We start from the raw sequence: 12,726 nt of genomic DNA, 5'->3' as shown, positions 1-12,726 counted from the left end.
TGACGGGCCGCAAGATCATCGTCGACACCTACGGCGGCATGGCCCGCCACGGCGGTGGCGCCTTCTCCGGCAAGGACCCGTCCAAGGTCGACCGCTCCGCCGCCTACGCCATGCGCTGGGTGGCCAAGAACATCGTCGCCGCCGGGCTGGCCGAGCGCGTCGAGGTCCAGGTCGCCTACGCCATCGGACGCGCCAAGCCGGTGGGCCTGTACGTGGAGACCTTCGGCACCGCCGCCGAGGGGCTGAGCGACGCCGCCATCCAGGGCGCTGTCGAGGAGGTCTTCGACCTGCGTCCGGCCGCCATCATCCGCGAGCTGGACCTGTTGCGCCCCATCTACCGCCAGACCGCCGCCTACGGCCACTTCGGGCGCCTGGACCTCGATCTGCCGTGGGAGCGCACCGACCGGGTGGACGAGCTCCGCGCCGCCGCCCGCGGCTAGAGTAAGCGGCATGGCCTCTCCCCGCGTCCCCGCAGAACACCTGCCGGTGGCGCGGGTTCTGCCGTTGCTGGGCCTGGCGCACCTCGACCGGGCCTTCGACTACCAGGTGCCCGCCGACCTCGACGACATCGCCCAGCCGGGGGTGCGCGTACGCATCCGCTTCGCCGGGCGGCTTATCGACGCGCTGCTGCTCGAGCGCCTCGCGCACACCGACCACGAGGGCCAGCTCAAGTGGATCGAGCGGATCATTTCCCCGGATGTCGTCTACCCGCCCCGTACGGCCGCGCTTATCGACGCCCTCGCCGACCGCTACGCCGGCACCCGTTCCGATCTCATCCGCGCGGCGGTGCCCTCGCGCCACGCCCGCGCGGAGGAGACCGATGTCTCCACTCCCTGGGAGGAGCTGGGGGAGGTCAGCGAGCCGGATCTTTCGGCGTGGGCCGCCTACGAGTACGGGCAGTCCTTCGTCGACGCGGTCCTGGCCGGGCAGACGGCGCGCGCGGCGTGGCAGGTCGCCCCTGGAGATTCCTGGGCGCAGGCGCTGGCCGCCCTGGCCGTCAAGGTGGTCATCGACGGCGGCGGGGCGCTGGTGGTGGTGCCGGATCAACGGGACGTCGATACGCTCGAGGAGGCCCTGCGGGAGCTGGTGGGCGCGAAGCAGATCACCGTGCTCACCGCGGCACAGGGGCCACAGGCCCGCTACCGGCGGTTCCTGTCGGTGCTGGCGGGGCAGGGGCGGCTGGTCATCGGCACCCGCTCGGCGGCGTTCGCCCCGGTGGCGGACCTGAGGCTGGCGGTCATCCTCCACGACGGCGACGACAACCTCGTCGACCCGCGCGCGCCCTATGTCCACGCCCGCGAGGTACTGACCACCCGCAGCGCGCAGGAGGGGTGTTCGCTCATCGTCGCCGGGTACACGCGGACCGCGGAGGCGCAGCTGCTGGTCGAGTCGGGGTGGGCGCACGGGCTGGTGGCGTCGCGGGAGACGGTGCGTCGGAAAGCACCGCTCATCCGGGCCGTCGGCGACTCGGACTTCGAACTCGAACGCGACCCCCTGGCCGCGAGCGCACGCCTGCCGAAGATCGCCTTCGAGGCGCTGCGGGGCGCCCTGGGACGCGGGGAACCGGCCCTGGTGCAGGTGCCGCGCAAGGGATATGTCCCCACGCTGGCCTGCGGCACCTGCCGGGCGCCGGCCCGGTGCCGCCAGTGCCACGGCCCCCTGGGACTGCCCGTGGGCACCGACGCCGGGGTGCCCACCTGCCGCTGGTGTGGGGCACCGGACGCCCGCCACCGCTGCGGGGAGTGCGGCTCGGTGAAGCTGCGGGCCGTCGTCCTCGGCGCCGAGCGCACGGCGGAGGAACTGGGCCGCGCCTTCCCGGGCGTCAAGGTGATCACCTCCGGGGGCAACCGGATCGTCGACACCGTCGGGCCGGGCAAGGCCCTCGTGGTGGCCACCCCCGGTGCGGAACCGCGCGGGACCTACGGGGCGGGAGTGCTGCTGGACACGTGGTCGCTGTTGGGCCGGCAGGACCTCCGCGCCACCGAGGACACCCTGGCGGCATGGGCGGCGGTGGCCACCCTCGTCGCTCCCGCCTTCCAGAGCGGGGAAGTGGTGGTGGTCGCCGATCCCGGGCTGCCGGTGGTGCAGTCCCTCATCCGCTGGGACATGGTGGGGGCGGCGGCGCGGGAGCTGGCGCAGCGTCGCGACGTCGGCTTCCCCCCGGCCGTCCACATGGCCGCCGTCGACGGGGCGAACGCCGCCCTCGACGCCTTCCGGGAGCACGTCGATCTGCCCCCCGGGGTCGAGGTCCTCGGCCCCGTCGACCTGCCCCCGGGCGTGAGCCTGCCCGGTGAATACGACGAGGCGAAGTTCGGCCCGCCCCAACGCCTCCTCCTGCGGGCCCCTCTGGGTCCGCGGGCTAGCCTCGGTCGGATGCTCAAGGCGGCGGTCGTGGCCAAGGCCAGCCGCCGGGAGGACCTGCCGCTGCGCATCCAGGTCGATCCCCTCCATATCGGCTGATCGCCGCGACGTAGACTGTTCCCCATGACACTCCGCGAGATCCGCCTGTTCGGTGATCCCGTCCTGACCACGCGGTCGGATGAGATCACCGAGTTCGATGATTCCCTGCGCACGCTGGTCGCCGACATGCTCGAGACCATGGATGAGGCCGGAGGTGTGGGCCTGGCCGCCAACCAGATCGGGCTGACGCGCCGGATCTTCGTCTACGACTGCAGCCACATCGAGGACGGCCTGCGCGGGCACATCATCAACCCGGTGTGGGAGGCGATCGGGGACGAGACCCAGCTGGGCAACGAGGGCTGCCTGTCCATCCCCGACATCACCGCCGACACCGAACGCCATGAGACGGTCCGGGTCACCGGCGTCGACGTCGACGGCCACCCCGTCGCCATGGTCGCCTCCGGTCTCATGGCCCGGTGCATCCAGCACGAGACGGATCACCTCGACGGGGTGCTCTTTCTCAGGCGGCTGACCCCGGAGCGCCGCAAGGAAGCCATGGCCGCCATCCGTACCTCCGAGTGGTTCAACAAGTAGGGAGCGCCCATGCGTCTGATTTTCGCCGGTACGCCGGAACCCGCCGTCGTCGCCCTCCAGCGGCTGCTGGACACCGAACACGAGATCCTCGCGGTGCTCACCCGTCCTGACGCCCGGCGGGGCCGCGGCCGCACGCTCCACCCCTCCCCGGTCAGTGCCCTGGCCCAGGAGCACGGGATCGAGGTGCTCACCCCGACCACGCTGCGCGACAACGCTGACATCCGCGCCCGCCTCACCGAGCTTGCGCCCGATGCCATTCCGGTGGTCGCCTACGGCAATCTCATCCCGGCTGACCTGCTCGACCTGCCCACCCACGGCTGGGTCAACCTGCACTTCTCCCTGCTTCCGGCCTGGCGGGGAGCCGCCCCGGTGCAGGCCGCCATCCGCGCGGGCGACGACATCACCGGCGCCGCCACCTTCCGCATCGAGGAAGGCCTGGACACCGGGCCGGTGCTGGGAACGGTCACCGAGGCGATCCGGGACACCGACACCGCTGATGACCTGCTCACCCGCCTCGCCTACTCCGGCGCCGATCTCCTCGCCGCCACCATGGACGGCCTGGCCTCCGGGGCCCTCGTGCCCCAGCCGCAGCAGGGCGAGGCCACCTACGCGCCGAAGATCACCACCGAGGACGCGCGCGTCGACTGGGCGCAGCCCGACTTCGCCGTCGACCGCCACATCCGCGCGCACACCCCGGGACCCGGCGCGTGGACGATGCTTGCCGACGACCGCGTCAAACTCGGCCCCGTCACCCCCGGCGCGCAGGCGCAGCTGGCTCCCGGGGAGATCGAGGTCCGCAAGAACGAGGTGGTCGTCGGCACCGGCAGCGGCGCCGTCACCCTCGGACAGGCCCAGCCCCCGGGCAAGAAGATGATGAACGCCGCCGACTGGGCCCGCGGCAACGCGGCCCTCCAGGCAGAGCAGAAGGTGAGGTTTTCATGAGCGGAGGATTCCGGTCGCGCGCTTCCGGCGCGCCGAAGAAGGGGCCTGCGAAGCAGGCTCCGCCGACAAAGCCGCAGGTGCGGCGGAACACGGCGGGCGTCGATAAGCCGCGCCTGCTGGCCTTCGACGTGCTCACCCGCGTGCGCGAGGACGACGCCTACGCCAACCTCCTCCTCCCGCGCATGCTGCGGGAGCGCAACATCACCGAGCGTGATGCGGCGTTCACCACCGAGATCACCTACGGCACGCTGCGCACCGTCGGGGTGCTCGATGCCGTCATCGGCGAGTGCTCCTCGCGGCCGCTGAACCAGATCGCCCCCGAGGTGCTCGACGCGCTGCGCCTGGGCGCCTACCAGCTGCTGTACACCCGCGTGGAGCCGCACGCCGCCGTGGACACCACCGTGCGCCTCGTCGAGGCCGCCGGGCAGGAGAAGGCCAAGGGCTTCGCCAACGGCATCATGCGCACCATCTCGCGGACGGCACCGGAGAAGTGGATCGACAAGCTCACCCCGCCCGGGGAGATCGCGGCCGCCGCCTTCCGCCACGCGCACCCGGAGTGGATCGCGCAGTCGTTTTCCCGTGTGCTCGGCCTCGGCGACCTCGAGGCGGCCCTCGACGGCGACTCGCAGCGACCCACCGTCCACCTCGTGGCCCGTCCCGGAGAGATCTCCGCCGAGGAGCTGGCCCTGATGACCGGCGGCGAGGAAGGGCCGTACTCTCCCTATGCCGTCCACCTCGGCTCCGGTGACCCGGGCGATCTCGAGCCCGTGCGCGAAGGCCTGGCGGCCGTGCAGGACGAAGGCTCCCAGCTCATCGCCCGTGCCGTCGTCGAAGCCCCTGTCGAGGGCGCGGACGGTGGCCGCTGGTTGGATCTGTGCGCCGGGCCCGGTGGCAAGGCCGCGCTCATGGGCGCGCTCGCGCGTATCGACGCCGCCCACGTCGACGCCGTCGAGGTCTCCCCGCACCGCGCCGAACTGGTGCGCAAGGCCACCCGCGACCTGCCCGTCACCGTCCACGTCGCCGACGGCCGTTCCCCGGGCCTGCAGCCCGGCTACGACCGCGTGCTTGTCGACGCCCCCTGCTCCGGCCTCGGTGCCCTGCGGCGTCGCCCGGAGGCCCGCTGGCGGAAGTCGGAGTCCGACATCGACGGTTTGGCCCCCCTTCAGTTCGAGCTGCTGGCCTCCGCGCTGGAGCTGGTGCGCCCCGGTGGTGTCGTCGTCTACTCGACGTGTTCGCCGGATCTGCGGGAGACCCGGGCCATCGTCGATCGGGCAGTCAGCGAGCTGGGAGCGGTGGAACTCGACGCCCACGAGCTGGCCGCCCCGATGGAGGATGTCGGTTCGCACCGGAGCGTGCAGATGTGGCCGCACCGCCACGGCACGGACGCCATGTTCTTCGCGGTGCTGCGCAGGGCCTAGTTGCCGGGGCTCGGGCGGCCGTCGTGCTCGAAGACGGTGCCGTCACTGCGCTGGTAGCGGACCGTGCTTCCCAGGTCCTCGCCGGTGAGGTAGCGACGTTCCAGCTCCGCGATTCCCGCGTGGTGTTCGCGCAGCTCGGCCTCGTCGTTCGTGAAGGTCATGGCGGCGATCCGGTCGCTGAGCAGGAAGAGGAAGGCCTGGTGGTAGCCCGCATCGTCGGTGGCCGGATGCGCGCGGTAATGCTCGAGCAGCTCGGAGGCCTCGCGGCGTACCTCCCCCTCCTCCGAGTGCGTCTGAGTGACTGGGAGCTGCCGTTCCCACGCCAGCAGGCCGACCTGCGCGCCGACGACGGCCACGGCCGCCACCAGAACCCACCCCAGCCGCCGCATGCTCAGCGCCCCTGGAAGTGGGGGGCGCGCTTTTCCGCCCGGGCGGCGCGGGATTCCTCCACGTCCTGGGAGTGCCAGGCCGCGGCAGCCACCTCCCGGCGCTGCTCATCGCTGTAGGGGGCATGCGAGGTGTGGGCGAACTCGTATTTGAGATGGCGCAGGGTCAGCGGGGCCTTGGAGGCAATGAGCTCGGCCACGGAGAGGGCGTCGTCGAACCCGCCGGCCCGGACCGCGTAACCCGAGCGCACCGCGTCCTCGGCGGACAGGGCCGCGCCGGTCAGCAGCATCGCGCGCGCCACCGATCCGCCGACGAGGTGCTCCAGGGTGCGGATGGTCACCTCGTCGAGAGCGATCGCCACGTCGACGATGGGCACCCGGAACAGCGCCGTGTCGTGGACCACCCGGAGGTCACACGCCATGGACAACTGGGTACCGGCGCCGATCGCCGGGCCGTTGACCCAGGCGACCACCGGGATGGGCAGCGTCTGGATCGTGCCGAGCATCCGCAGCAGCCGCGGGTAGAAGCCCCCGGCGTAGACGTCCCCGGACAGGTCCGCCCCGGCGGAGAACACGGTGCCGTCCCCGTGGAGGAGCACGACCCGCGCGCCGTCCTCCACCGCCGCCAGCATGGCCGACTCGATGGCGTCACACATGGCGATGTCGAGCTTGTTGCGCTTGGCGTGGTTGTCCAGCGTGATGACGCGGATGCGCCCCTCGGCGTGGTCGGCGGTGGAGACAAGCGGGGTGGTCACGGGTGGGGCCTTCCGTTCGAGGAACTTTCTGCGACCTCACATCTTGCCGTATGTGTGCTCAGAAGGGGACCAGATCCTCCGGAACGGGGGGCTGCGGGGGACGGGGGCGGGCGAGCACCCGGCCGTAGGCGTCCTCGTCGATGGCCCGGTTCACAGTGGGCTGTCGCTCGAGGTACTCCTGGAAGGTGAGGCGCCGGCCGCCTGGTTCGGCCGGGATCTGGGGCGCGGGTTGGGTGATCCAGGCCCGCAGCAACCGTGACTGGAGTTCGGGGTAGGTGTCCGCGCCGCCGTCGAGAAGCTGCCGTCCGAAGTCCGTGGCCTGCAGATTCTCACCCGGTTCCACCACAAGCAGCCCGGCGGCCTCGCCGACCGCGAGCACACTCGTGAGGGTGGTGGCCTCCCGGGCGGTGCCGATGCGGTGCGCGTAGCTGTAGCGGTAGGTGCTCTGCGGCGGATAGAGGGCGGGGAATTTCTCGGCCAGCGCCCGGACCACCGCAACCGGCAGATAACCCGCCTTGGTCACGCGTGGGGGACGATCGGACACGGCCATGTCCAGCAGATCGAAGAGAATCTCCCGGTCGGGCACCTGGGTGAGGAAGCGGAGGTGACGGGGCAGCTCCGCCTGGCGGCCCTGCTCCCGCAGGGTGGTGTAGAGCGCCATCGCCGTCTCGATGTCGGTGACCTCCGGCGTCATGAGCCCCTCGAGCGCGTCGACGACGATCATCCTCTCCAGGTCCGGCGGGAGGGGGAGATTGTCGTGGGCGAGTGTCACCGCGTTGTATTCGGCCAGGCGCAGTTTCGGTCCGGGCAGCAACGGGGTGGTGTCGCGGACGACGACCGGGGGGAGGTCGTCCTGGGACAGCCAGGGCAGGTCGGCGTCGTCGGAGAACTCCACGTGGAAGATCCATCCGTCGGTGCGGTGGAGGAGGAACTCCATCTCTCGCAGGTCCGCGGGCAGGGGTCTGGTGATGAACGTGTCGCTCAAGTCGGGATGGTCGAAGTGATAGGCCTCCCGCGCCCAGTAGGTGTCTCCCACCCGCAGCAGGGCGTCCGGGGTGGGGAAGCGGCCGAGTGTCAGGCACAGACGGTCGAGCACCTCATCGCCTGTCAGGTCCGAGCGGAAGGTGAGGGTGCGGTGGAAGGGGCGCGCTGCCCCGGTCAGGGTCAAGGTTGCGGTCCGGTGGTAGGTCATGCCCCCACCACAGCACGCGCGGTCAGCGCCTGCAGCGCCACAACGCGCACCCTGTGGATAACGTGGGCCCTCGGCACGACCTGTGGATAACCACCCGCCTCCCGGCACCCCGGATTCCCGGCATGCGCTATCCTCGTCCGCTTCCGCCGCCTAGGCTGTGGCACATGAGGCACATGAGGCACACCGCGGTAGCCACCCTCCTGCTCCTTGTCGCGCTGCTGGTCAGCGCCTGCGCCGGTGACTCCCCGAGCTCGGGGGATCAGGCAGTGGAGCGGGCCATGCCCGCGGTGGCGGAGGACGGGGCGTCGACAAGCACCGATGTCATCACCCGCGGCACCGCCTCCGTGCGGACCGGGGAGCCCGAGTCCGCAGCGGCGGACTTCTCCGCTGCCGTCCGCTCCGAGGGAGGTCGGGTCGAGATGTCGGAGGCCGGCACCCGGGGCGGCCACCCGCGGGCGGAGGTCACGGTGCGGATCCCGGCGGAGAGGTACGAGGCGGTCGTCGATACGCTCGCGGACTACGGGGAGGTGGTCTCTCAGTCGACGCAGGCCACCGACGTCACCCGCGAGCGCGTTGATCTGCAGGCCCGGCAGGAGGCGCTGCGCGGGTCGGTAGATCGCCTCACGGAGCTCATGACGGGCGCGGACTCGGTCGAGGATCTCCTGCGCGCCGAGGAGATGCTCACGCAACGCCAGGCGGAGCTGGACTCCCTCACCGCCCAGCTCGACCACCTGGTGGATCAGGTGACCATGTCGACGCTGACGGTCACCTTCACCGTCGACGATGACGGCCACCAGCCGCCGGGTGTCGGCGAGCGGATGTGGGACGCGTTCCTCACGTCGGTGGAGACGCTGGTCATCGTCGCCGTCGGAGTGCTGCCCTGGCTGGTCGTCATCGGCCTGGTGCTCGCTGTCGTCCTCGCCGTCCTGCGGCGGAGGCGGAGGACCTCGGACCCTGAGTCCGACGCCTGAACGGCGCGTACACTCGTGGCCATGGCATCTCCGATCATCGCACCCAGCATTCTCGCGGCTGATTTCTCGAGGCTCGGCGAGGAGGTCCGCGCCGTCAGCAATGCGGACTGGATCCACGTGGACATCATGGACGGCCACTTCGTCCCCAACCTCTCCTTCGGCCCGGACATCACGAAGACGGTGGACACGATCACCGACCAGCACCTCGACGTGCACCTCATGATCGAGAACCCGGAGGAGTGGGTCGACCACTACATCGACGCGGGCGCCGACTGCGTCATCTTCCACGTCGAGGCCACCGACGACCACGTCGGCCTGGCCAAGTACCTGAAATCGAAGGGCGTCAAGGCCGGTTTCTCGCTCAAGCCGGGCACCCCGATCGAGCCCTACCTGGCGGATCTGCGCTTCTTCGACCTCGTGCTCGTCATGTCCGTTGAGCCGGGTTTCGGCGGGCAGTCCTTCATGCCCGATCAGCTGGAGAAGGTCCGTACCCTGCGCGAGGCCATCGACAACAATCGCCTGACCACGCTCATCGAGATCGACGGCGGCATCTCCGAGAAGACCATCGAACAGGCCGCCGAGGCCGGGTGCGATGCCTATGTCGCGGGATCCGCGGTCTACGGCAAGGAGGACCCGGCGGCGGCCGTCGACACCCTGCGCCGCCTGGCCACGGTGTAGATGGAGGACATCGGCACGGCCCTGGCCGCCGCGATCAGCCAGGGCGAAAGCGTGCGCGGACACACCAGCCCCAACCCACCGGTCGGCGCCGCGATCCTCGACCGCACCGGGGTGCTCGTCGGCCGCGGTGCCACGCAACCGGCCGGCGGAGCGCACGCTGAGGTCATGGCCCTGCGCGAGGCCGGCGACCGCGCGCAGGGCGGCACCGCCGTGGTCACCCTCGAGCCCTGCAATCATCAGGGTCGTACGGGGCCCTGTGCGCAGGCGCTTATCGACGCCGGCATCGACACCGTCTACTACTGCCAGCCCGACCCGAACCGGCAGGCCAGCGGTGGCGCGGAGTTTCTGCGCGAGCACGGGGTGGTCGTCGAGTGCCTCGACCACGAGGTCGCGGCACTGATTCCGTGGCTGACCGCGGTACGCCGCAACCGCCCGTCGGTGACCCTGAAGTTCGCCCAGACGCTGGATGGTTTCACCGCGGCGCTCGACGGGTCCAGCCAGTGGATCACCGGTGAACAGGCCCGCCGCCACGTCCACCGCGACCGGAGCAGGCGCGACGCCATCATCATCGGCACCGGTACCGCCATCGCCGACAACCCCTCGCTCACCGCCCGCGAGGGCGGGCGGGAGTTGCCCACCCAGCCGCGGCGGGTGGTCATCGGCGGTCGGGCACTGACCGGGCAGGCCACCAATCTGCATCGGCTCGGATTCGAGCAGTACCGCGGCATCCCCGACGCCCTGTGGCAGCTGTGGGAATCCGGTGCCCGCGACGTGCTCGTCGAGGGCGGGGCCCAGCTGGCCTCCGGATTCCTGGCGGCGGGACTGGTCGACCACATCCAGGCCTATGTTGCGCCGACCCTGCTCGGGCAGGGCCGCGGTGTGCTCGCCGAGGCGGTGGGCCTGACCATCGACGACGCCGTGCGTTTCGGCACCCCGCGCATCACCCCGCTGGGCGATGACGTTCTACTAGAGATGACCCGAAAGGACTAGACAAGGTGTTCACTGGACTGGTGGAGGAGATCGGTAGCGTCGATAAGCTGGAGCCGCAGGGGGACGCCCTGCGGCTGACCATCGGCGCCCGGAAGGTGCTCACCGACGCCACCTTCGGCGATTCCATCGCCGTCAACGGCGTCTGCCTGACCGTCGTGGAGCATTCCCCGACGCAGTTCACCGCCGACGTCATGCAGGAATCGCTCGACCGCACCGGCCTCGGCCAGCTGGAGGTGGGCTCGCGGGTCAACCTGGAACGCGCCCTGGCCGCCGGGGCCCGCCTCGGAGGGCACATCATGCAGGGACACGTCGACGGCACCGCCCGGCTGCTCACCCGCACCTCCTCGGAGCACTGGGACGTGCTGCGCTTCTCACTCGATCCTTCGCTCGCGCGTTACGTCGTGGAAAAGGGCTCGATCGCCGTCAACGGCACCTCGCTGACTGTCTCCGCGGTGGGGGAGGACTTCTTCGAGGTCTCCCTCATCCCCACCACCCTGGAGGAGACCACGCACGGGGAACTGCGCGAGGGTGACATCGTCAACATCGAGGTCGACGTGCTGGCCAAGTACGTGGAGAAGATGCTCGGCGACAGGGTCGACGGCGGCGCCACCACGCGAGAGCGCTAAGGTTGACAGCCGTGACTGATGTAACTGTGGACTCCGATCGCCTGCGCCTCGACCCGGTCGAGGACGCCATCGCCGACATCGCCGCCGGCAAGATGGTCGTCGTCGTGGACGACGAGGACCGGGAGAACGAAGGCGACCTCATCTTCGCCGCCGAACTGGCCACCCCGGAACTCGTCGCGTTCATGGTCCGCTACAGCTCCGGCTACATCTGCGCCCCCCTGACCAACGCGGACTGTGACCGCCTCGATCTGCCGCCGATGGTGGCCCAGAACGAGGACGCCCGCCACACCGCCTACACCGTCACGGTGGACGCCAACACCGGCACCACCGGAATCTCGGCCATCTCCCGCTGCGAGACCATCCAGCGCCTGGCCAACCCGACCACCACCCGCCACGACTTCACCCGCCCCGGGCACGTCGTGCCGCTGCGGGCCGTCGAGGGGGGAGTGCTGGCCCGCGACGGCCACACCGAGGCCGCAGTCGACCTGGCGCGACTGGCCGGGCTGCGTCCCGCCGGCGTGCTGTGCGAGGTCGTCTCCGAGGAGGACCCCACCGACATGGCGCGCGGGCCGGAGCTGCGGCGTTTCGCCGACACCCACGGGCTGACGATGATCTCCATCGAGCAGCTCATCGACTACCGCCGCCGCACCGAGTCCCAGGTCGAACGCCTCGTGGAGACCCGGATGCCCACCGAATTCGGTGAGTTCGACCTGCACGGCTACCGCCACGCGATCGACGGCACCGAGTTCGTCGCCCTGACTGTCGGCGATGTCTCCGGGCCGGACGTGCTCGTCCGCGTCCACTCGGAGTGCCTGACCGGCGACGTGTTCGCCTCCCGTCGCTGTGACTGCGGCCCCCAGCTCCACGAGTCCATGCGCATGGTGCAGCAGGCCGGCCGCGGCGTCATCATCTACCTGCGGGGCCACGAGGGACGCGGCATCGGGCTCATGGCCAAGCTGGAGGCCTACCGCCTGCAGGACCTCGGGCTGGACACCGTCGATGCCAACCTCGAGCAGGGGCTGCCGGCGGATGCCCGGGAGTACTCCGCGGCGGGTCAGATTCTGCGGGATCTGGGCGTCGACACGCTGTCGCTGCTGACCAACAACCCGACCAAGTGCGCCGCCCTGCAGGGGTACGGCGCAGAGATCACCGGGCGCACCTCCATCCCGGTGGAACCGAACTCCGACAACATCCGCTACCTGCGCACCAAGCGCGACCGCATGGGCCATGACCTGCCCGCCGTGGACGACTGGGAGCGCACCCACGAAGGAGCAGACTCATGAGCAAGGAAGGCCTGCCCGTCCTGGACGACCGCCTCGACGCCTCCGGCCTGTCCGTCGCAGTCGTCACCGCCCGCTGGAACACCGAGATCTGCGAGCAAATGCGCCGCAATGCGGTGGCTGCGGCGCGGGAGGCGGGCGTCGATAAGCTCTCGGAGGCGCACGTCATGGGCGCTCTCGAGCTGCCCGTCGTCGTCCAGGAGCTCGCGCGCACCCACGACGCGGTCGTGGCGCTCGGTTGCGTCATCCGGGGTGGGACCCCGCACTTCGACTACGTCTGCGATTCCGTCACCGAAGGCCTGACCCGCATCGCGCTGGACGAGTCGACGCCCATCGCCAACGGGGTGCTGACCACCAACGACGAGCAGCAGGCCCGTGACCGCGCGGGCTTCGAGGGCTCGGTGGAAGACAAGGGGGCGGAGGCCATGGTCGCCGCCCTCGACGCTGCCCTCACCCTGCGGGGACTGCGCCGGCGGGAGGGTTAGACTGTTGAG

14 protein-coding genes are annotated in these 12,726 nt (G+C 70.8%); 11 read left to right on the top strand and 3 right to left on the bottom strand.

The window, feature by feature from the left end; translation table 11 throughout:
- The 5 genes from Q4F73_RS04425 to Q4F73_RS04405 all read left to right on the top strand — a co-directional run.
- A partial coding sequence (locus tag Q4F73_RS04425) for a methionine adenosyltransferase domain-containing protein (RefSeq protein WP_303358149.1) occupies positions 1 to 440 on the top strand: 440 nt, incomplete at its 5' end.
- 10 nt (positions 441 to 450) lie between these two features.
- A complete protein-coding gene (locus Q4F73_RS04420; RefSeq protein ID WP_303358148.1) occupies positions 451 to 2,460 on the top strand; it encodes a primosomal protein N' in 2,010 nt (669 codons plus the stop codon).
- A 24-nt stretch (positions 2,461 to 2,484) separates the two neighbouring features.
- Positions 2,485 to 2,994: a peptide deformylase gene (def, locus tag Q4F73_RS04415; protein WP_303358147.1), complete on the top strand. Its 510-nt coding sequence runs from the start codon at positions 2,485 to 2,487 to the stop codon at positions 2,992 to 2,994.
- A 9-nt stretch (positions 2,995 to 3,003) separates the two neighbouring features.
- Positions 3,004 to 3,936: a methionyl-tRNA formyltransferase gene (fmt, locus tag Q4F73_RS04410; protein WP_303358146.1), complete on the top strand. Its 933-nt coding sequence runs from the start codon at positions 3,004 to 3,006 to the stop codon at positions 3,934 to 3,936.
- Positions 3,933 to 5,354 (top strand): RsmB/NOP family class I SAM-dependent RNA methyltransferase, encoded by a 1,422-nt coding sequence (locus tag Q4F73_RS04405; protein ID WP_303358145.1) that lies wholly within the window; start codon positions 3,933 to 3,935, stop codon positions 5,352 to 5,354. The genes fmt and Q4F73_RS04405 overlap by 4 nt, the downstream gene beginning before the upstream one ends.
- On the opposite strand, the gene Q4F73_RS04400 is transcribed toward Q4F73_RS04405, so the two are convergent.
- The 3 genes from Q4F73_RS04400 to Q4F73_RS04390 are packed head-to-tail and all read right to left on the bottom strand — an operon-like array spanning position 5,351 to position 7,687.
- On the bottom strand, positions 5,351 to 5,743 hold the full coding sequence (locus tag Q4F73_RS04400) for a hypothetical protein (RefSeq protein WP_303358144.1): 393 nt from the start codon (positions 5,741 to 5,743) through the stop codon (positions 5,351 to 5,353). The genes Q4F73_RS04405 and Q4F73_RS04400 overlap by 4 nt on opposite strands.
- A gap of 2 nt (positions 5,744 to 5,745) precedes the next feature.
- Positions 5,746 to 6,495, bottom strand: a complete 750-nt coding sequence (locus tag Q4F73_RS04395) for an enoyl-CoA hydratase (RefSeq protein WP_303358143.1) — start codon at positions 6,493 to 6,495, stop codon at positions 5,746 to 5,748.
- A 58-nt stretch (positions 6,496 to 6,553) separates the two neighbouring features.
- A complete protein-coding gene (locus Q4F73_RS04390; RefSeq protein ID WP_303358142.1) occupies positions 6,554 to 7,687 on the bottom strand; it encodes a hypothetical protein in 1,134 nt (377 codons plus the stop codon).
- 164 nt (positions 7,688 to 7,851) lie between these two features.
- Here Q4F73_RS04390 and Q4F73_RS04385 point away from each other — a divergent pair, with 164 nt between their 5' ends.
- From Q4F73_RS04385 to ribH, 6 genes are read left to right on the top strand one after another with little or no spacing between them, the layout of a single operon-like run.
- Positions 7,852 to 8,658, top strand: a complete 807-nt coding sequence (locus tag Q4F73_RS04385) for a DUF4349 domain-containing protein (protein ID WP_303358141.1) — start codon at positions 7,852 to 7,854, stop codon at positions 8,656 to 8,658.
- Positions 8,659 to 8,673: 15 nt separating this feature from the next.
- On the top strand, positions 8,674 to 9,336 hold the full coding sequence (gene rpe / locus Q4F73_RS04380; RefSeq protein WP_303358140.1) for a ribulose-phosphate 3-epimerase: 663 nt from the start codon (positions 8,674 to 8,676) through the stop codon (positions 9,334 to 9,336).
- Positions 9,337 to 10,326, top strand: a complete 990-nt coding sequence (gene ribD, locus Q4F73_RS04375; protein ID WP_303358139.1) for a bifunctional diaminohydroxyphosphoribosylaminopyrimidine deaminase/5-amino-6-(5-phosphoribosylamino)uracil reductase RibD — start codon at positions 9,337 to 9,339, stop codon at positions 10,324 to 10,326.
- A 5-nt stretch (positions 10,327 to 10,331) separates the two neighbouring features.
- Positions 10,332 to 10,952 (top strand): riboflavin synthase, encoded by a 621-nt coding sequence (locus tag Q4F73_RS04370; RefSeq protein ID WP_303358138.1) that lies wholly within the window; start codon positions 10,332 to 10,334, stop codon positions 10,950 to 10,952.
- A gap of 11 nt (positions 10,953 to 10,963) precedes the next feature.
- Complete coding sequence (locus tag Q4F73_RS04365) at positions 10,964 to 12,235, top strand: bifunctional 3,4-dihydroxy-2-butanone-4-phosphate synthase/GTP cyclohydrolase II (protein WP_303358137.1); 1,272 nt, start codon at positions 10,964 to 10,966, stop codon at positions 12,233 to 12,235.
- Positions 12,232 to 12,717, top strand: coding sequence for a 6,7-dimethyl-8-ribityllumazine synthase (ribH, locus tag Q4F73_RS04360; RefSeq protein ID WP_303358136.1), 486 nt, complete (start codon positions 12,232 to 12,234; stop codon positions 12,715 to 12,717). The genes Q4F73_RS04365 and ribH overlap by 4 nt, the downstream gene beginning before the upstream one ends.
- Positions 12,718 to 12,726 lie beyond the last annotated feature (9 nt).

The organism is Corynebacterium sp., assembly GCF_030535495.1.
Taxonomy (GTDB): domain Bacteria; phylum Actinomycetota; class Actinomycetes; order Mycobacteriales; family Mycobacteriaceae; genus Corynebacterium.
The sequence above is the reverse complement of the archived record's forward strand: the minus strand, read 5'-3'. Positions and strand labels throughout refer to the sequence as shown.